Annotated in this window: 16 protein-coding genes and 1 tRNA gene; 8 read left to right on the top strand and 9 right to left on the bottom strand. The window is 61.7% G+C overall.

The features are described from left to right. Positions 1 to 160: 160 nt before the first annotated feature. From AT699_RS28280 to AT699_RS28255, 6 genes are all read right to left on the bottom strand, one after another. Positions 161 to 922: a TrbJ/VirB5 family protein gene (locus AT699_RS28280; protein ID WP_006222324.1), complete on the bottom strand. Its 762-nt coding sequence runs from the start codon at positions 920 to 922 to the stop codon at positions 161 to 163. Positions 923 to 1556: 634 nt separating this feature from the next. After that, positions 1557 to 4190, bottom strand: a complete 2634-nt coding sequence (locus tag AT699_RS28275) for a VirB4 family type IV secretion system protein (protein ID WP_006222323.1) — start codon at positions 4188 to 4190, stop codon at positions 1557 to 1559. Then, a complete protein-coding gene (locus AT699_RS28270; protein ID WP_006222322.1) occupies positions 4181 to 4513 on the bottom strand; it encodes a VirB3 family type IV secretion system protein in 333 nt (110 codons plus the stop codon). The genes AT699_RS28275 and AT699_RS28270 overlap by 10 nt, the downstream gene beginning before the upstream one ends. Positions 4514 to 4520: 7 nt before the next feature. Beyond that, complete coding sequence (locus AT699_RS28265) at positions 4521 to 4892, bottom strand: hypothetical protein (protein WP_006222321.1); 372 nt, start codon at positions 4890 to 4892, stop codon at positions 4521 to 4523. Further along, positions 4885 to 5940 (bottom strand): CpaF family protein, encoded by a 1056-nt coding sequence (locus tag AT699_RS28260; RefSeq protein WP_006222320.1) that lies wholly within the window; start codon positions 5938 to 5940, stop codon positions 4885 to 4887. Before AT699_RS28260 ends, AT699_RS28265 begins: the two co-directional genes overlap by 8 nt. Continuing rightward, positions 5940 to 6548, bottom strand: coding sequence for a lytic transglycosylase domain-containing protein (locus tag AT699_RS28255; RefSeq protein WP_006222319.1), 609 nt, complete (start codon positions 6546 to 6548; stop codon positions 5940 to 5942). The genes AT699_RS28260 and AT699_RS28255 overlap by 1 nt, the downstream gene beginning before the upstream one ends. Positions 6549 to 7274: 726 nt before the next feature. Here AT699_RS28255 and AT699_RS28250 point away from each other — a divergent pair. Genes AT699_RS28250 through AT699_RS28230 form a run of 5 tightly spaced genes read left to right on the top strand, consistent with a single transcriptional unit; the run spans position 7275 to position 13107 of the window. Next, positions 7275 to 7640, top strand: coding sequence for a hypothetical protein (locus AT699_RS28250; RefSeq protein ID WP_223283293.1), 366 nt, complete (start codon positions 7275 to 7277; stop codon positions 7638 to 7640). Then, positions 7621 to 9711, top strand: a complete 2091-nt coding sequence (gene mobH, locus AT699_RS28245) for a MobH family relaxase (protein ID WP_052017799.1) — start codon at positions 7621 to 7623, stop codon at positions 9709 to 9711. Before AT699_RS28250 ends, mobH begins: the two co-directional genes overlap by 20 nt. Positions 9712 to 9713: 2 nt before the next feature. Then, positions 9714 to 11825: a type IV conjugative transfer system coupling protein TraD gene (gene traD, locus AT699_RS28240; RefSeq protein WP_054485458.1), complete on the top strand. Its 2112-nt coding sequence runs from the start codon at positions 9714 to 9716 to the stop codon at positions 11823 to 11825. Then, positions 11815 to 12513 carry a DUF4400 domain-containing protein gene (locus tag AT699_RS28235; protein WP_006227466.1) on the top strand — a complete coding sequence of 233 codons (699 nt, stop codon included), beginning with the start codon at positions 11815 to 11817 and terminating at the stop codon, positions 12511 to 12513. Before traD ends, AT699_RS28235 begins: the two co-directional genes overlap by 11 nt. Positions 12514 to 12552: 39 nt before the next feature. After that, complete coding sequence (locus tag AT699_RS28230) at positions 12553 to 13107, top strand: hypothetical protein (RefSeq protein ID WP_006227465.1); 555 nt, start codon at positions 12553 to 12555, stop codon at positions 13105 to 13107. Here the strand turns inward: AT699_RS28230 and AT699_RS28225 are convergent. After that, positions 13097 to 14101: a tyrosine-type recombinase/integrase gene (locus tag AT699_RS28225; RefSeq protein WP_081247811.1), complete on the bottom strand. Its 1005-nt coding sequence runs from the start codon at positions 14099 to 14101 to the stop codon at positions 13097 to 13099. The two genes, AT699_RS28230 and AT699_RS28225, sit on opposite strands and share 11 nt — an antisense overlap. A 181-nt stretch (positions 14102 to 14282) precedes the next feature. Here AT699_RS28225 and AT699_RS28220 point away from each other — a divergent pair. The 3 genes from AT699_RS28220 (at position 14283) to AT699_RS28210 (ending at position 16387) form a co-directional block, all read left to right on the top strand. Beyond that, positions 14283 to 14396, top strand: a tRNA-Pro gene (locus AT699_RS28220). Positions 14397 to 14511: 115 nt separating this feature from the next. After that, entirely contained in the window at positions 14512 to 15642 is a 1131-nt protein-coding gene (locus tag AT699_RS28215; RefSeq protein WP_054505662.1) for a DUF3182 family protein, read from the top strand. Further along, positions 15629 to 16387, top strand: coding sequence for an alpha/beta hydrolase family protein (locus AT699_RS28210; RefSeq protein ID WP_006389963.1), 759 nt, complete (start codon positions 15629 to 15631; stop codon positions 16385 to 16387). Before AT699_RS28215 ends, AT699_RS28210 begins: the two co-directional genes overlap by 14 nt. A 75-nt stretch (positions 16388 to 16462) precedes the next feature. On the opposite strand, the gene AT699_RS28205 is transcribed toward AT699_RS28210, so the two are convergent. Both AT699_RS28205 and AT699_RS28200 read right to left on the bottom strand, forming a co-directional pair. Next, positions 16463 to 17278 carry a carbon-nitrogen hydrolase family protein gene (locus AT699_RS28205; RefSeq protein ID WP_024070631.1) on the bottom strand — a complete coding sequence of 272 codons (816 nt, stop codon included), beginning with the start codon at positions 17276 to 17278 and terminating at the stop codon, positions 16463 to 16465. A 12-nt stretch (positions 17279 to 17290) separates the two neighbouring features. Next, entirely contained in the window at positions 17291 to 18154 is an 864-nt protein-coding gene (locus AT699_RS28200; RefSeq protein WP_024070630.1) for a serine hydrolase, read from the bottom strand. Between the last annotated feature and the right edge of the window lie 7 nt (positions 18155 to 18161).

Here is an 18161-nt window from a genome sequence, read left to right as displayed (position 1 = left end):
CGCAGAGACTTCGCTGCCGCGCGTAGCGGCTTGTGCTCAAGTCGGCCACGCGCAGCAAGCTCCACCCTGTACCTGCGCCGCTCCTTGCATACGATTCGGAGCTCGCGACGGCTGCGGCAAAGGGCGAGTAGTACTCGACGGAGAGGCTTACCTGTCATGTCTAGAGGCCAAATTCGAGGCTTTTCATCTTTCCGATGGCGGAGCGCTTGTTCGCGGCTTCTTTGGTGACCGCGTCGTACCGCTGTTGCGCGCCTTCAACAGAAAGCTTGTTGAGGTCCTCTTTCGTGGCGCGGTCCTGGAGATCAAGCACGACCTGGCGCTGCATGAGACTGCGCATCTCCAGGAGTTCGCCGGCCAAGACGCTGGACTGCTGATTGAGGAGCTGCAGGCCTTGGACGTTGCCCTCAATGCCGGGAATCTGGCGGGACAACTGGCGTAGATTTGCAGCACGCGACGCGAAGGCCTCCATGGTCGCGAAGTCCTGGTCGAGCTGTTTGCGGTACACCCCGCCCTTGGTCTGAGCCAAGTGGACGAAGGCCGTACCCCAACGCTCAGGGGTCATGTTGAGAGACTTCATCTCGGCGCTCGCAGCGTCGTACATCCCTTGTAACTGCTTGCCCGCTTGGTAGAGATCGGAAACACTGGAAACGAGGTCGCGCATGGAGACTCCCTGACCGCTATACGCCTGGTCAGCCAGGCTGAGCACATTTCCGCCAAGCCGTTGTAAGTTCGCCAGGTTTTGTTGAACCATCGTGGTCTGCTGCGTGAGCTGCTGGGTTTGGTTCATCACGCTCAAAAGCTGTTGCGCGAAGTTGGCGCCGTCGAAGGTCGGAATGCCGGACGCTTTGGGGGCAATGGCGAAGCAACTCATGGCGATCGCCGTAAGGGCGCGAATGACGGTCCTGCGTTTGGGCGAGTGCATAGTCGTACCTCAGTAGTGAACACGGTTGTAGAGCGCGCCGTCGATGATGACGTCGATGGCACGCGGGCCCTTATAGGGCAGCCACACCACGCTGCTGAACACGTGCACGGTAGTGGGCGTACCGCCACCGGCGTCTCCGCCCGGGCCGCAGTTATCGCAGACCTCGTAGTGGCCGACGTATCCGCTGACGCATGCGCGTTGACCGGGCGAGCCACTCTCATTGCTGTCGGGCTCCGAAGTGGCATAGGTCCCCTGAAGCCGGAATTTCGGCCTGAATCGCTTTGTTTCGCCTGTCGGCGTCCCTTGAGCGACCACTTGACCTCGCCGCGCTGGCTCGTGGCCGGCCGGGCAAAGGTCGTATGGCTCGCGCGACTTCTTTGCGTAGTTGTTTGCGCCCGCCATTGCGCACGTAGGGAACGGTCCGGGCGGAACTGCATTCAGGACGCGCCAGAGCCGGTTGAGGTAGCCACTGCATTGGCTAGGGGGCTTTATGCCGGCAAGACATAGCAGCACTCCGCATCCCCACTCCGATCCACCTGGTTCATAGTCGGAAGTGTCGGGGAGCTGGAATGGTGCCGAGAATGCAGGCGCTTCGACAATAAGGAGCAGCGCCAGAAGCGCGCGGGCTGTCGATTTACGGATTTGATGCACGGACCACCTCTCGGAAGTATGCGTCGCGCCAGTCCTCGCGGTCGGACGCGCGATAGTGGTCAAACAGCGCTTGGGCGTCCAGTTCGCTCCGCAGGACCGCCAGTGTGCGTGTATCCAACTTCAAGGCAACCTTCCGCATGAAGCCATCCTTCTGCGTAAGAAAGTAGTCTTGCTTTGGAATGCCCTCGGCAAGTTGGTCGATTTGTTGCGGATTTAGGCCGAGCTCCGTAAACGCCTTGCGCAGAGATGGCGAAGTTTTGGCGGCCGGGTACGGCAGGATGATGCGGTTCGGGACGTTGTCCCGAATCGACGCATATATCGGCGAGTTGATGTACCGCTCCGGCGACTGGGCGTCCATCCAGACGCAGCCCAATAGCTTGCGGAGGGTATCGATCCACTCGGCCAGCTTCCTTGCAAAGATCGGCTCCTCCAGAAAACCCCATACCTCCGGCAGGCCGATGAACGTCGGGGCAATCAGTCCAGAGTTGCGGCGACTTTCAATCCGATCTTGAATGCGATAGAAGCAATAGATGAGATATGGGATGAGGACGTCCGGCTGCGCCAGGAGCTTTCCCATCTCGATGCCGAGAACAGCGGCAGCTCGTCCAGCCGCGATTTCATCGAAGATGTCCAAGCCGTTGTCGAACCAACGCGCATTCAAGGCATCGCCGACCCACTCTGCCAGAGCATGCTGGAAGGAACCGACAGGGAGCTGCACGTAGACTGCGTGCAGCCTCCAGTCCTTACGCTGGAGTTGGCGGGTTGCCAGAAGCGCCTTTTCTAGTTCTTCCCTGTCGTTGCTTGTTGCGAGGTACCCGCGACGCTCGGCGAGCGTGCAGATCCAGTCCTTGACAAACTTCAGGTGCCGGACTTCGCCAATAAGTGAGAGGGGGTTCACCGTCAGCCGATTGGTGCTAGCGTCTTCAGGATCGCAATAGACGCCGCCTTGCATCATTATTGGGATACGACTTGAGAAGGTTCGGTCGAAGATGAAAACGTCGGAGCCGAGGTACTTCCGAAAGAGGGTCCAGCCCAGGTTGACGATCGTGGTCTTCCCTAAGCCAGTTTCCCCCGACACCAGTGTGTGCCCGATATCGTGATAGAAGCCGGTCCAGAAGTATGGCGTGCCGTAATCGGTCGGCAGGCCAGCCAGGGCCGGAGACGGCCGCTTCATCGTGTTCGAAAGATGGCGATTTTCCTTTGAGCCTTGCGAGACGGTGCGAAGAGGTACAGCGCGAGCGACGACAGCGGCGCGTAGCGGTGCCCATCGTGCGATGTCGCGCCATGCGCCGGGGATTGTGGCCGTCCAACTAGAAATTGCGCCCAGTGTTTCGACCAGAGGCAAGAACTTTGCGCCGATCAGGGCGTCACCGACCTTTCCGGCCGTTGTTCTGACCTGGTCCATAGCGCTGTCCCAATCTTCAACCAGGTCGCTTTGGAACGGTGCGGATAGCGATGTGATGCTCAGCGTGTATTGGCCATAGGAGGCCTTCCCGCGGCTAACGCCCTTTTTCAGGTCCTCCGCTTCGTCCGCTGCTTCAACTCGTCCTCTGTCTTCGCGCGGTGCATAGTTCGGATCGCCTGAGTTTGCGGCAACGGCAGCAAGCGCTCGCAGATCCAGCGCGTTCGTTCTATGGTACGAACCCATCTGGTCAATCATTTTCGCGCTGGCGTTGGCGTCTTGGATCCGATAAACGTGGCTGATCGTCAGCTCACCAGGAACCTTGAGGAGGTCATCCAGTGCATGCGGGCGGATGCGGGAAGGATAAAACTGGTGCGCGGCGGGTATCGAGGTGACAACACCGATTCGCTTCCGGCCTTCAGCTTTGAAAAGGATGTAGTCCTCTGCGGGGATAACTTCGCCGTGGGACATCGACTCATCGAGGAAGTCCACCATGGCTACTGCACTCCGACGGGGCGCGGCAGGCGCGGCGCAGGATGCAAGGAATGCGCCGAGCTCATCCCCGACGAGTCGCGTGAGCGTAAGGGCAGGCAGGCTCGCCCGCATCCGAGTCAGTTGCTCCTCAAAGTCTTTGACGGCTGCCGCCAGCTCAACGGAGGTGTATGCGAAGTCTGCCTGGTCAGACCAAATTCCACGCAGCGCGTGGATCGCAGCACGAAGGGGACCTACCTTCTCGTGCGCCATCGCGTGAAAGAAGCGGCCGGCGATGCGGTCTAGACCCGCAGAAGCGCTCAGGGCGATGGCGAGATAATGCCGATTCGTGTAGTTCGACTTGGTCTTGAACGCATTACTGCGCTCGTCTTCGACGATCTGAGAGTAGGGGTCAGGCATGACCGCGGGCGCATACGGGTCGCTCCGTCGGCGGTGCGTGATAAACCAGAAAGTCAGCGGATTTCTGCTCGCGACCTGGAATGCATGCTCAGCCTGGTGCATGAGGCTCAGCAACTGCGCCGCCGATTGACTGTCGGTGTCGGGTCCCGTGTACTCGAAGCAAGCCATCAACGCGGAATCCTTGTTGACGACGATCTGTTCGTTGTAGCGGAACATCCAGGGGAGGAGTTCTGCCGTGGATGCCAAGCCTCTCACGCGCGCTGATTCGAGCTCGCCTAGTGTGCCGGCGTCGAGCGTGTAGCCATTTTTCTCAGTCAGTAGCATGGGAAATCTCTGCCAAAGCCGAACGGGCGCTTGTTGCGCTTCTGGGCGCGTGTGGCGCGGGGAACGTAGTGGTCGTGTTGCGCCTTGTATGCCTGGTACACGTCAATCTTGTCCGGGTCCTTGCGCATCACGTACCGGATGCCTAGGTACATCGGGATGCCGATGAGGGCCATCCATAGGCTGCGGCTTATGAGCACGACCATAGGCGCCAAAAGCAAGAATGCCGCCGCCGCCCGCCGATCGAGCCCAATAATGCGGCGTTTCTCGATGAGGGCCTTATCGACCTCCACCTCAAGTTCATCGATCGGATCTCGCTCGTCCATGGCTGCGTCAGACGCCGATAGAGCACATCAGGTTTCGCCCGGACACGAGCGCGACCACCGTGGCGATACCGAAGATGGATGCGATGCCGCCAGCCAGGCGGAGAGCGAAAACTTTCACCTTCGATTGGCCATCATCGAGCAACCACATCAAGATCGCGCCGACGCAGGCGACGAGCACTACAACGGAGATCAGCTCGTTGTTAACCACCGCCTGGAAGCCGGAGCAAAGCCGGCCCCCAAAAATGCTCTGTGCGAAAGCCGGGGTTGGAGCGAGGAGCGCGAGCGTCGCGTAGGCTACGAGGAGCAGCCTATCCGTACGTGTAGCGAGGCTACGACCACGGATCCATTGCTGGAGTTGGTGCAATTGATGACTAATCATAGTGTTGGTCCTGGAGTTGGATTTTGGAAAACAACAAGCGGGTTTGGTACAACCCATTTGAGTCGACGCCCAAGATTTCCCTGATCTCGCGGGGGCCTCTGGATGACCCGACGCGCTGGGCATGAACGACGAATCTGAACGTGGCTGCGATCTGTCTGCGAAGGTCCTGCAGAGGCCAGTTTTGGGTTTCTGGTGCCATTCTCAGCATCGACTCCAAGCGGGCCAGGGCCATAGCACTGGAGTCGGCGTGCAGGGATACCTGGCTACCTGGGTGGCCCGTATTCAGAGCGTCCAGGAGATCGAAAGCTTCTGCGCCGCGGACCTCGCCAAGCACAATCCGGTCCGGCCTGCATCGAAGGCTGAGCCTGACCAGGTCACGCACGCTGATCCCGAGCGCTTGGTTGGCTTCAAGGCCAACATGGTTGGGTACGGCCAGGCGCAGCTCGGCCGTGTCCTCGACCGTGATGACGCGGTCTGTGCTCGGAACAAGGTCCAAAAGAGCGTTGAGAAGTGTTGTCTTTCCGGCGGAGGTAGAGCCGCTGAGGACGATGTTGTGACGCCGCTCGATGATCCACTGGAAAAAATCTCGTAGCGCGGCGCCGCCATGACGCAGGGCGCTTTTTAAGGACGCTTGTTCTTGGTCGGCAGCGGCGGTTTCGAGTGGGTCTTGCGTGACAACGTCGAACGCACCGCTTTCGACGTAGCTGTCCAGAGAGATGCGCTTCGCGGCGAAACGACGAACGCAGAGCATCGAGCCCCGCAGAGCGATGGGCTTGCGCGCGGCAGCGATTCGAAGGCCGGGCAGGCGCGCGTCTAGGAGTGGGGAGTTTGGCTTGCCGTTCTTGCTCGCGATCAACGTAATTGCGCGGTCGACTTGCTCCTCGCTAAGGCCCGCATCTACCTTGCGCATGACACCGCGCTCTTCCACCCATATGTCGTCAGCGGCGTTCACCATCACCTCATTCACTTCGTTGGAGGTGAGGTACGGTTCAATCACGCTGAGGTGTTGCCTCAGGATGTCTTCCGCGTAAGTGGTCGACGCATCCATCAATGCTGCTCCTGCGAACGCTGCGAGGAGGCCTGGCCTGCCGCGATCAGCGAAGGGTCCGCTGTCTCAATTGCGAGGGCTGTGCCCGCTCCGGCGACAGGAGACCTGCCCGCCGGCTGGTCGGCCGGTGTTCGCGGTGAAAAGGGGACGCGAACCGGGATAAGAGTGCCGGCACGAATTGCGTTGAGCTTCGCCTGGATTTTGTTTGCATATGCGGCGCGCTTGGCGGGCGTTGAGGCGTTGTAGGCGCCCACGGCGTCCCAGGTGACGCCAAGGCGATCGAAGTTCTCAGCGAGAATCCAAGCTCCGACATAGGCTGAGACGCATGGATTGAAGAGGTCTTGCTTCGATACGCCGAAGCGTTGCAGGCGTTCCAGATGGACGCTGTTGATCTGAGCTAGGCCGTAGTCGCAGGATGCGTTTGCATTGGCGCAGTTCACTGCCTCCGCTCGGCCGGAGGATTCCTGCATGACTATTGCTTGCAGCAGTTGAACGTCAATTCGGTGATAGGCCGCTGCGGCGGCGATGCAGTCGGCATGCGCGTGCGACGGGAGCATTGCCCACAGCGCTATCGCGGCGGCGAATCGATACCGGGTTTGGAACTGCACGTCGCACCTTGGAGGAAAAAGCCCCGCCGGGCTGCGAGCCCAGCGGGTAAGCCAGCGGATCGGCAACGAGGGATGCCGACGGCTGAACTTTCGCCTCACATGCGAAATTTGGCACTTGGTGAATTAAAGAGAATCCAAACGTTACGGCGTGTCGGCGCTTGTTGTTGGCCTCAGTACGTGATATGCGCGCGCCGCTATTGGCCTGAAGACGACCCTCAAGAGGTCCCGACTGTGAAGGCAGACATAGCTGGTTTCAATAATTATTCGCGCAAATGTATCGTGAGTTGTGAGAAACGAAACTAAATGCCTCCAAGGGGAAGGGGCCTACCCAAAGGCCGGGCACTCAAATCTGTGCCCTCAAAAGGCGCAAATGCTTAAGGGGTAAGGGCCCTGCAAAGGGCTAAGGGAAGGGAAAGGGCGAAAGGAGGAACCGAAAGGCGCGGGTGTGGTGCCTCGTCGCTTGAGGTCAGACGAGCCGATCGGCATTTGTCAATATGTCGCACGCTGTTACGTTTCTGGCGGAGCAGGTTTCCGCATTGACCCTGGGGCGTGGTGGCGGCGAGGCTTGTCGCATTTTCTCTGCTGCCCACGCCCATGAACTACCTCCGGCATTCCTCCTCTCGCCCGACTTGGCCGCCCGGGGCAATGCCGCCGCCAGATAAGGCTAAAGCGGAAATGCACCGGGAGCTCAGTCGAGTGTGCAGTGGGCCGCAACGTGCCGTCGCCTTGATCTGGCTTGGCCGTTTTGACGGCTGGCAGACGGCAACCGGCGGGGAAGGCGGTGTCGAACTCTACGACATTGCTTGCCAGGAATTGAAGGGCCGCAGCGAACCGTTTAGCAGCCCTATCTCGTTTGTCGAGTGGCTGGTAGATCTGCCTTGTACGGGCTGGCGAGCGGCAACCATCGATTCAACCAGCCAGTGGGACCCGCTCGCCGAGCGCTTCACCGATTTCCAGGCTGCTTGCGGCAAGCTTGTTGTCGTATACGCCACGGATGTCGGAGCGGATACGTGGCGCAGCTATGTAAGGGGCTATCTGGCCGCTGCCTTGGTCCAGCTTGAGAACGCAGACCGTGTTGATCTTCCAGTCTGACATTGTGTTGCTCGCCTGCGCTGGGGCGGCAGCCTGCGCACTATGGTGGCTGAAAAATCCTCGGCCGTCAGCCGCAGACGTCGGGCCTCCTGACCGCAAGCCAACGCCGCGGGCAGCTCCCAGCGCGCGGCACTTGGAGGTGCTTCCCGCGCATCGACTGTTTGACGTAACCGGTACGGCGCCTCTACTGGAGCAGATCCGCCAGCGAATTGGATTCACGCCGGAGAACTTCGACGAGGACGTGCGCCCCTTGTTGGAAGCCTTTGCGGAGTTTGTCCAATTGCTCCCCGCGTCCGAATCGCATCACCACGCGCAACCTGGCGGTCTGCTGGTGCATTTACTTGAGGTCGCAGCGCATGCACTGCATTTCCGCGATGCATACAAACTGCCCATGGGCGTGGCGCCCGAGGAGCAGACGCGCCTCGCGGCTCGATACACATATGCCGTGCTCGTCGCGAGCCTGCTGCACGATATTGGAAAGCCGATAACCGACGTGTTGGTCCAGCTTCAAGACGCATCAGGACACTCCAAGCCTTGGGTGCCGCTGGGGGGAACGATGCGAGAGCAGGGAGGCGAATGGTACACGGTGGACTTTCCATCGCAGAAAGACTATCGCAAACACGAGCGGCTCGGCCTGCCTCTGTTGCGGACACTGGTCCCCGGCCAGGCGTTAGCGTGGATCGGGGAGCATCCTCCGCTCATGGATGAGCTCTTCGAGTACCTCGGAGGGGAGCAGCGTAAAGGGGTGATAGCGGAGCTCGTGGGCAGAGCGGACAAGCAGTCCGTGGCGACCAATCTAGCGAATGGCCCACGAACGCGTTTTGCGTCTGCTCGATCGGTTCCGTTGATCGAGCGCCTTATGGCGGGACTTCGGCGTGTACTGGCCGAAGGTGCGGTCTCCATGAATCGGGCTGGCGCAGTGGGCTTCTGTGATGGCGAATCGCTCTGGTGCGTTTCCGGATCCATTGCGAAGCTCGTCCGAGATCACCTGGCGCAAACCGAGCAGCGACGGCCAGGTGCGGCCGGCATTCCAGACGACAACTCGCGGCTGTTCGATATGTGGCAGGAATATGGCGCAGCGATGTCCAACGAGGCTGGTGCAGCTATTTGGACCGTACAGATCGCCATCGGTACTTGGAACCAACGCCTCACAGTTCTTAAATTCCCCCTGCCGTTGTTGTTCGAAGATGCGGCTTTGTATCCAGCAGCCTTGCCGGCTGGTGCAATTACCGTGGTTGATGCAAAGGCGAACGTAAGCAGTACAGGGCCGAAGGCGACCGCGGAGAGCGCCCCTATGCGTGAGCCAGATGCAGCGCCGGACGGACAGATCCCACCGGCCGCGCAACAATCGGAGGAGGGCTCCCGGAGTGACGAAGTGCTGGCAACTTCGATGGCGCCTGGTGCAGACCCCTGTCAAGAGGAGCATCTCGCAGTTTCCGCGAGTGAACCAATCGCGGTTGAGTTGGTGCAGGATGTTCAGCTTTCGGCTGCTGACGTCCCACTTGAGGTGGACGATGGCTACCTGGACGAGATCGACAGTGCTCTTCCAGACCTGGTGCAACCCGTTGACATTGAAGCACCCGAACTGATGAGTGCGCCAGTGGCTCCGCGCGTTAGGGCTGCGCCAGCTCCTGCGGCACTGCCGGCTATGCCCGCCCGTAAAGCAAACGTTGAGCGATTCATGGCTTGGATTCAGGCAGGGGTAAGCACGGGGTCTCTGCCTTACAACGAGGCGAATGCAGCAGTGCATTTCTGCGAGGAAGGCATGTTGCTGGTCTCCCCAAAGATCTTCAAGGACTACGCGGAAAATTTCGAGGCCAGGATTGACTTGCCAGCGCGTTCGGATGGCGGAACTGCCAAGGAACCGTGGCGTGTCCTGCAACAGCAATTTCAGAAATCCGAGTACGCGCAGAAGAGCGCCACCGGCTCGTTTCTGCATCGCTACAACGTAAGCGGACCCGGGGGAAAGCAGTTAACCGGCATCTTGGTACCAGGGCCCGAACGGTTCTTTCAACCTGTCCCATCGCCCAATCAATTGTTGAAGCCGGCTCCTGCCGGCGCGAGCTCCTGAGAATGGCACACCCATACGAAAATCTGTTCCGGCGACCATATGAAGCTGTCTCCTCAATCGCCGCGCTTGCGTCTGTCGGCGCTCTCTGGACTTTCCAAGGCCTATTCCTGGTCACTCCTGCAACAGGAGGGATGTTGAGCGCGGGGCTCCTATCGCTCGCGGCTATTAGGGCTCGACAGGCAAGGCGTCTTGTTCGCTTCCAGCGCAACCTGCGTCGTCTGCCGACATACTCGCTCGCGGCGGACGAGATCCCATGCTCGTCTACAGAGCTGTTCCTGGGGAAGGGCTTCTATTGGACGCAAGAGCATACGCAGCGCCTATACATCGCGCGCCTGCCTCAGTACAAACATCTGACTGCGAGAAATGAGCTGTATCAATGGGCCCGCCGGATGGAGCGCGAGCACCCCGGATGGCTCGCAAATCAGCTCAGACGAGACGTTTGGTGGAACCCGGCTAAACCACTACCTCCCGTCGGGGGAGACCCAGCCATTCATGGCGTTGAGCCAGATGAACGGGATATGTGGTCAAACCTTGGCGAGCGAGTTGGGCATACGCTGGTGCTGGGAACAACGCGCGTGGGAAAGACCAGGTTATGCGAGCTCCTGGTGACGCAGGACATCCGACGCGGCGACGTCGTCGTCGTCTTTGATCCAAAGGGTGACGTCGAACTGCTCCTTCGAATGTACGCGGAGGCATGTCGTGCCGGGCGAGAGAAGGACTTCCGCTTCTTCCACCTGGGGTATCCGGACGCGTCGTCGAGGTACTCACCCATTGCGACCTTCTCCCGTATTACCGAAGTGGCAACCCGGCTTGCCGGACAGTTGCCCTCAGAAGGGCAGGCGGCAGCATTCAGGGAGTTCGTGTGGCGCTACATCAACGTCATGGCGCGTGCCATGGTGGCCCTTGGAATGAAGCCTAGCTATGAAGTGATCTACCAGAATGCAGTCAACATCGATGACCTCTGCCTAAAGTACTTCGAGTACTGGCTTGACCGTGAACATATCGGCTGGCGTGATGAGATGTCGGAGCCCGACAAGCAGCTCCAGGCGCAGGCGCAGAAGACTGGTCGGGCGATGTATCCGTTGCAGATCCTCAAGCTAATTCGAGACAAGGGCTGGCACGATCAAATTGCGGACGGCCTAGCAAGCGTCTTGACGAATGATCGGTCGTACTTCGAGAAACTCGTGTCTTCGCTGTATCCGCTGCTGGAAAAGCTGACGACTGGCCCAGTGTCGAAGCTGCTATCTCCAGACTATTCGGATCCTACGGATCCGCGCACGGTGTTCGATTGGCAAAAGGTGATCGACACGGGGGGCATCGTATATGTCGGCTTGGACGCGCTGAGTGACTTCGAGGTCGCTGGCGCTGTCGGGAACTCGATGTTCGCTGATCTTACGTCGACGGCTGGGCGCCTCTACAAGTTTGGATCAGGTTACGGACAGACTGCACCAGGAAAGAAGCGAAACGTGTGCATCCACGCGGACGAGTTCAATGAGCTTGTCGGCGACGAGTTTATCCCCATGGTGAACAAGGCTGGCGGCGCCGGCTACCAGGTGACGGCATACACGCAGACGGGGTCGGACGTCGAATCCAGGATAGGCTCAAAAGCCAAGGCTGACCAAATTTTTGGAAACTTCAACACTCTGGTGATGATGCGGGTGAAAAATCTGGCCACGGCCGAAATTCTCACAGATCAATTGCCTAAGGTGCAGGTTTACACGCGTCAGTTGGACTCGGCGACCGGCGACGGAACAGATGATGGCGTAACCGATTTCACTTCGCGAACGCAGGACAAGTACTCGCCGCGGGAAGTCGCGTTGGTCGATCCGTCGGACCTGGTGCAGTTGCCGAAAGGCCAAGCCTTTGCCCTTATCGAAGGGGGGCAGTTGGTGAAGCTGCGCTTGCCATTGGCGAGCAAAGATGCAGATCCGCTCATGCCGGCCGGTTTGGTGGACGTAGTGAAGAGCATGCGGTCGACCTACCAGGCGTATACGGACGCCGCAGACGCTGGCCGAGTCGCAGGCATACAGGATTTTGAGGGCAGATCCTCGCACGGTCCTGAAGGCGCCGCCGTATCGAGTGTGACCGTGGAGGGGACAGGAAGTGGCTTCTAAAGAAAGACCCGCGGGAGAGGATGCCGTACGTGCATTCTTTTGGCCGATTCATGCTGCCCTTCACCTTGCGGTGTGGCTTGTCATCGTCATGTTCCTCTCAGTCGTGGCATCCCTTGCGGTTGCGGTAGGTCTGCAGAGCGAGCAGGCGCCGTCAAGGTACATGGGCGATCTGGTCGAGTACTACCTTGATCAAGCACCAAATAAGCAGGTTGCGAACGACGTGGCCGGGGTCTCGCGTGCGCTTGTGTTCGGTTGGCCGGGTGTGGCCACCGCCTTGTCCAGTGAGGCGAACCCTGCGGCTCCAAGCCTGTTGGGAGGGGCTCTGCAAAGATCTACGCGTGGGCAGGGGCGAGAACTCATATTGGTGACTATGCATGCCGTGGAGTTGTTGGGCGTGCGACTCATGCTGCTCTTTAGTGCGTTGCCAGCCCTCGCTCTGCTTCTTGCTGTCGCGCTAATTGATGGCCTTGTTGCACGCTACGTCCGGCGCGAATGCGGTGGCCATGAATCAGCAACGCGTCATACGCGCGCCAAGCGTCTGCTCAATCGCGGCATCGTTCCAATGGTGGCTGTCGTATGGCTAATCGTGCCCGCGCCAATGTCTCTGGCCATGTTCTTCTTTCCCGTAGCTGTCGGAGGAGCGGGTCTCGTGTGGGTCATGGCCAAGTACTTCAAGAAATATTTGTAAGACAAAAAATGCACGCCTCGTGGCGGTCAGGATGAACGAATGAAAGAGATTATGCGCGTTGCCGTGGGTCAGGTGTTTTTGTGCTTGGAGGGCCAGCCAGGTGGGCGTTTCGTGGACCTTCGCATTCGCGAGAAGAGAGAGAGCGGTCGGCCCGGCCGGACCATGGCGTTGGGGAATCAGCACCGATCGGGGCTATTCGCGATCGCGATGGGCCTGCTTGCTGTGGGCAGCTCGCTGACGCCTGAGGAAGCATTCGATCAAAGCAAAACTATCGGCGCTGTTCGAAAGCGGCCCGATCGTATTCCTCTACGCAAGCACGAATGGGAGCAGTTGGATAGGATTCTATCGGCCGATGCCGATGAAGCACGGCGGACCATCCAAGTCGCGAACGCGATGCATCGCAAGCTCCAGCGCCGAATGCACATTGTGCAGCGCTGCGTGCAACTGATGGAAGTGCTGGACGACCAGGATGCGCAGCAGATTGACCTACTGCTCACGCTTGCAGCCACTGGCCGTCCGTTGCCGTTTTCGATTCATGTGGGGCTGGCGCCAAGTCCCGAGAATGAAGAGCTTCGCGGCGGCGTTACGCATTGACGATGGGCCCGCTGCTCCGATGCCAGGCCTCTTCAAGTCGACGCATGGCATCGTAGACCTGGTTCGGTGCCAGGTGTGCATATCGCTCGGTCATCTCGATCGAGGAGTGGCCAAGGAGGTCTCGAACGACCAGCAGCGGCACGCCAGCCATAACCAACCAAGAGGCGCAAGTGTGCCGAAGGTCGTGGATCCTGAAGTCGTCGATGTTGGCTTTGGTGCAGAGGGATCGGAAGCCCTTCTGAATGGTGCTCAGGGGCTTCGTGTGGTCCCGCGGAGAGGGGAAGACCCAAGGCGACGTGGGGCAGTGCTCCGCGCGCCACGCGGCCATTTTATTGAGAGCCTCAAGCGCCGGCGCGTTCAACGGGATGATCCGATGCTTTTTGGTCTTGGTATCCTCGCTTTCAAGCGTTATGAGACCTTCCTCGGTCCTAACGCGTTGCAGGCGGAGTTTAAGCAATTCGTTTCGGCGGCACCCGGTGTGCAATGCCAACTGGATAAACGACGGAAGGTGTGGTCGCACTGCCATGGCCTCGGCTACCGAGATCATTCGCTGGGCTTCACCCCTCGTTATCCAGCGTGTCCTACCTTCTGGAACTGGCAGAGACATGCCCACCAGAGCGTTGGGCAGGTTGAGCTCGTGTAGGAAGTTGTACCAGTTGATCGCGGCGCTGAGGTCATCCAGCTCGCGGTTGATGGTCGCCGGGCTTACCCCAGCGGCTTGGCGGAGCGTGATGTAGCGTTGGACGGTCGCACGGCGCAGACTGCGAAGTGCGCGGCCCTTGAAGAAGCGGTCAAGCTGCAGCCGGCTATACCTGAATCTCTCCGTGTCCTTGCCCGAGGCCTGGTAGGCCTGCATCACGGTCTCGTATGTCGGATTCTCGTCGACGCCACTGTCGTCATCGGTGTGTCCAGTTTCACTCACGCCATCGATCGGCGGACGGGCGGACGCTGGGAGGGCGGAGGGGTATGGAGCTGTTGCGAGAGTATGGTCCATGTCAGTGGCCGGCCGTTACGCCCAGGAAGCGTTAAGGGAGGGGGTCACGTACGACCGACATTCGCAAATATCTGGCAAATGATGATAACATATTGACATGAATCGACTTTTTCGCATATTTGCGGGACCGTTTGACCGTAAGCGCTTAGAGCGCTTGCGGGACTTCGTCCTGGAATCGGGCCAGGGCGGAGCCGAAGACGTATCGATTCAAAAGTTCGGCGATCTTGTTCGGGCCTCGAAGACCACTGCGTTCGGGACGCAGGAGTCGGAGGTTCGAATCCTCTCGCCCCGACCACTTATCTGTGGTCGAATTCTTGAAGGTGTTTCCCGACGCCTTTAGCTGAAAGCCGGTACCGCGCAAGCGTTGCCGGCTTTTTTGCGTGGGCACGCCGTTTGCTGGCGTGGCGCCCATGAACTCGTTTTCTCTCGCAGAAGGCCCGCTCGTGGTCGCTTATCCTCGCCGCGCCCGGGCGTCCGAGCACGAAGTGGCGTCGCATGACGCCCTGGCGGCGCGCCTGGCCGCGCTGTTGGGCGGGCGCCATGTTCGCGATTACCGGCCCAGTCGCCATCGCGGCGGCCCGGTTCCGTATTACGTGCCCGACCGCAGCATCGCCGGGGCGGCGCGCGCGGCCATCCTGGGCATCGCGGGCATCGCCGACCTCTATGGTGGCGTCGTGCCGCATGCCTTCGTCGCCACCAAATCCATCAGCCATGGCCTGGCGCGGCCGGATGCACCGGCGCCAGCGGGTTGGGTCGCCTCGCTGGCGGATGCATTGGGTGACGCGGTGCTTGCCGGCTACACGGCGTTCCGCCCGGAAGACGCGCTGGCCGGTGGCCTGCGGCTGTTGCAACGCGGGCCGGTGCGGTTGAAACCTGCCGATGCGACCGCTGGGCGCGGGCAGGAGGTCGCCTCGGATGCGGATGCGCTGCGGCAGGCCTTGGAGCGCCAATGCGCGCGGACGATGGGACGGCTCGGCCTGGTGATCGAGGAAGACCTGGACGAAGTCGAAACCTGCAGCGTGGGCTGGTCCAAGGTGGGAAAAATGGAGATCGCCTATGTCGGCACGCAGTCGCTGACGCCCGACAATGCGGGCTGCCTCGTGTACGGCGGCTCGGAACTGCGCGTGGCGCGGGGCGGCTTCGATGCCTTGCGCAGGCTGGATCTCGCCGACCGTGAACGCCGCGCGATCGACCTGGCGTGCCAGTATGACGCGGCGGTATCGGCCGCCTATCCCGCGCTGGTCGCCTCACGGCGCAATTACGATGTGGCGTTTGGTCTCGGTGCCGATGGCCGGCCGCGCGCGGGCGTGCTGGAACAATCGTGGCGCGCGGGTGGCGCCAGCATCGCGGAACTGGCCGCCATGCAGGCCTTCGCGCTCTCGCCCGCGCTGCGCGAAGTGCGCGCCGCGACCCGCGAGCGCTATGGCGCCGATGAACCGGCGCCAATCACGCAACGCCTGGTGTTCCACGGCCACGACGCGGCGGTCGGGCCCATCAGCAAGTCGGGCGGCATCCTGGAGGCGGCCGATGGCGGCGCATAGCAGTCCGCTCGCGCTCGACGTGGATGGCGTGTCGCTGGACGCCACGTTCCTTACCCCGGAAGACAAGGTGCCGGGGGTGCTGTTCATTCATGGCTGGGGCGGCAGCCAGCAGTTCGACCTGTCGCGCGCCAAGGGCATTGCCGCGCTGGGTTGCGTCTGCCTGACCTTCGATCTGCGCGGACACGCCGCCACGCAGGCGCGGCAACGCGAGGTGACGCGCGAGGACAATCTGCGCGACGTGGTGGCGGCCTATGACCGGCTGGCGCAGCATCCGTCGCTGGACTCCGGTTCGATCGCCGTGGTGGGCAGCAGCTACGGCGGTTACCTGGCGGCGCTTTTGAGTACGCTGCGTCCGGTGCGTTGGCTGGCGCTGCATGTGCCCGCCTTGTATCGTGACGACGAATGGCTGGTGCCCAAGAACCAGCTCGATCGCGAGACCCTGCGCGCCTATCGCAGCGTCTACGTCGCGCCGGAAGAGAACCGCGCGTTGAAGGCGTGCACGGCGTTCGCCGGCGACGTGCTGTTGGTCGAGGCGGAACACGACAGCTATATCCCGCATTCGACCATCATGAGCTATCGCTCCGCGTTTCGCCGATCGCACTCGTTGACGCACCGGATCATCGACGGCGCCGACCACGCGCTGACGGAAAAACCGGCGCAACGCGCCTATACCTCGATACTGGTGAACTGGGTGACCGAAATGGTCATGGGCGCCCGCATGGGCGAGGGTAGGGCGCGCTACTGAGCGGCCGCGGTCGGGCTGGCGCGTTGCGCGCAAGGCCGGCAACGATGCCGGCCCTGGCGCTTTCCGCCGCGCGGGTCAACCCGGGTAGAGATCGGTGCGGCGATGCTCCCAGGCCGGCAGGCCGGCGCGCAGCGTGGCCACGCGCTGCGGGTCGAGGTCGGCCAGGATGTAGCCGGTGCGGTCCGGCATGCAGGCCAGCACCGTGCCCCAGGGGTCGATGATCATGCTGCGGCCCAGGCAGGGCAGGCCCGGGCCGTCGCCGCCGATCTGGGCGGCGGCGATCACGTAGCACTGGTTCTCGATGGCGCGGGCGCGCAGCAGGGTTTCCCAATGATCGCGCCCGGTGTGCAGGTTGAAGGCCGCGGGCACCACCAGCACGTTGGCGCCGCGTGCGCGCAGCGCGCGGTAGAGTTCGGCGAAGCGCAGGTCGTAGCAGATGCTCAGGCCCAGCGTCAGGCCCGCCGCCTCGACGGTCCGCAGGTGCGCGCCGGGCGCGAAGTCGGCGGATTCGAGGTAGGGGATGCCGTCGACCACCGCGTCGTACAGGTGGACCTTGCGGTAGGAGGCGGCGACGCTGCCGTCCGGGGCGAAGGTGACGCCGGTGTTGCCGAGCCGGTCCTGGTCCGCCAGGCGTTCATGCATCGAGCCCAGGTGGATCCAGCAAGCGTGGCGTTGCGCCAGCGCGGCGATGCGCGCCGTGACCGCGCCGGGGATCGGACTGGCGGCGGCGCGCAGCGTTGGTGTGTCGCCGCGCACATCGCTGTACTCGGGCGTGACGATCAGTTTCGCGCCGTCGTTGGCCGCGGCCGTTATCCAATGTTCCAGCGCCGCCAGGTTGGCATCGCGGTCACGGCGGCTATCGAGCTGGATGGCTGCCACTCTGATGGACATGCGGGCTCCTTGTCAGTGTGTGTGCGCCTGGGCTTTCAGGCCGAGCGCGACCGCGCGCGCGATCTGCCCCAGCAGGGCGGCGCCTTCGCCGCCCTGGAGCGTCTGCGCGGTCTGCCAGTCGGTGAAGCCGTCGGCCAGCACCGCCAGCACCACGCTGCGGTCCGCCACGGTGAGGATGCCGGCGTCATGGCGCAGGCCTGGCAGCTGGCCGGCCTTGCTGGCCAGATGCGCTGGCGCCGGCAGCGCGGCGCCGAAGTGGGCGCGCTCGCGCTGGTCGGCCAGCAGGTCGAGCGCGAAGGTCCGCAAGGGCGGCGGCAGCATGCCGTCGCGCAGCATCCAGCAGAGCGCGGCGGTGGCATCGTCGGCGCTGGTGAAGTTGTCGCGGCCGGCTTCGCGCGCGGCGGCGTCCATCATGCGGCGTTGCAGGCGGCTTGCCGCCAGTCCGGCGCGCTGGCTCCATTGGTTGATCGCGTCAAAGCCCAACAGATCGATCAGCGCGTTGGTGGCGACGTTGTCGCTGAGCACGATCATCAACCGCGCCAGCTCGGCCAGCGACAGGCTGGCGACGCTGGGCAGTTGGGCCAGGATGCCGGTGCCGCCGGCGCGGTCGCCGCAAGCGGGCAGGGCCAGCGGCTGTTCGAGCGCGTAGCGGCCGTTGGCCATCGCTTCGAGCAGCGCCAGCAGGATGGGCACCTTGATGATGCTGGCCGATGGCTGCACGCGGTCGGCGTGGTGCGCCAGCACGATGTTGCCGTCCAGGTCGCGCAGGCTCAGCGAGACCCGCGCGGGCGTGGCGGCCAGCAAGGGCGCCAGCGCCGCGTCGACGTGCTGGCGCAAGGCGTTGCGGTCCAGCGGTTGCGATCCCAAGGGGAACATGGTCGAT

Source organism: Achromobacter xylosoxidans, from assembly GCF_001457475.1.
In the GTDB taxonomy this organism is placed as follows: Bacteria; Pseudomonadota; Gammaproteobacteria; order Burkholderiales; family Burkholderiaceae_B; genus Achromobacter; species Achromobacter xylosoxidans.
Note: the sequence above shows the minus strand (reverse complement) of the source record. Positions and strands in the feature narration are given on the sequence as shown.

Excerpts from the sequence above, each read along its gene's own strand:
- AT699_RS28280 (WP_006222324.1), bottom strand. The coding sequence starts at position 922 with ATGCACTCGCCCAAACGCAGGACCGTCATTCGCGCCCTTACGGCGATC.
- AT699_RS28275 (WP_006222323.1), bottom strand. The coding sequence starts at position 4,190 with ATGCTACTGACTGAGAAAAATGGCTACACGCTCGACGCCGGCACACTA.
- AT699_RS28270 (WP_006222322.1), bottom strand. The coding sequence starts at position 4,513 with ATGGACGAGCGAGATCCGATCGATGAACTTGAGGTGGAGGTCGATAAG.
- AT699_RS28265 (WP_006222321.1), bottom strand. The coding sequence starts at position 4,892 with ATGATTAGTCATCAATTGCACCAACTCCAGCAATGGATCCGTGGTCGT.
- AT699_RS28260 (WP_006222320.1), bottom strand. The coding sequence starts at position 5,940 with ATGGATGCGTCGACCACTTACGCGGAAGACATCCTGAGGCAACACCTC.
- traD (WP_054485458.1), top strand. The coding sequence starts at position 9,714 with ATGGCACACCCATACGAAAATCTGTTCCGGCGACCATATGAAGCTGTC.
- AT699_RS28230 (WP_006227465.1), top strand. The coding sequence starts at position 12,553 with ATGAAAGAGATTATGCGCGTTGCCGTGGGTCAGGTGTTTTTGTGCTTG.
- AT699_RS28225 (WP_081247811.1), bottom strand. The coding sequence starts at position 14,101 with ATGGACCATACTCTCGCAACAGCTCCATACCCCTCCGCCCTCCCAGCG.
- AT699_RS28215 (WP_054505662.1), top strand. The coding sequence starts at position 14,512 with ATGAACTCGTTTTCTCTCGCAGAAGGCCCGCTCGTGGTCGCTTATCCT.
- AT699_RS28210 (WP_006389963.1), top strand. The coding sequence starts at position 15,629 with ATGGCGGCGCATAGCAGTCCGCTCGCGCTCGACGTGGATGGCGTGTCG.
- AT699_RS28205 (WP_024070631.1), bottom strand. The coding sequence starts at position 17,278 with ATGTCCATCAGAGTGGCAGCCATCCAGCTCGATAGCCGCCGTGACCGC.
- AT699_RS28200 (WP_024070630.1), bottom strand. The coding sequence starts at position 18,154 with ATGTTCCCCTTGGGATCGCAACCGCTGGACCGCAACGCCTTGCGCCAG.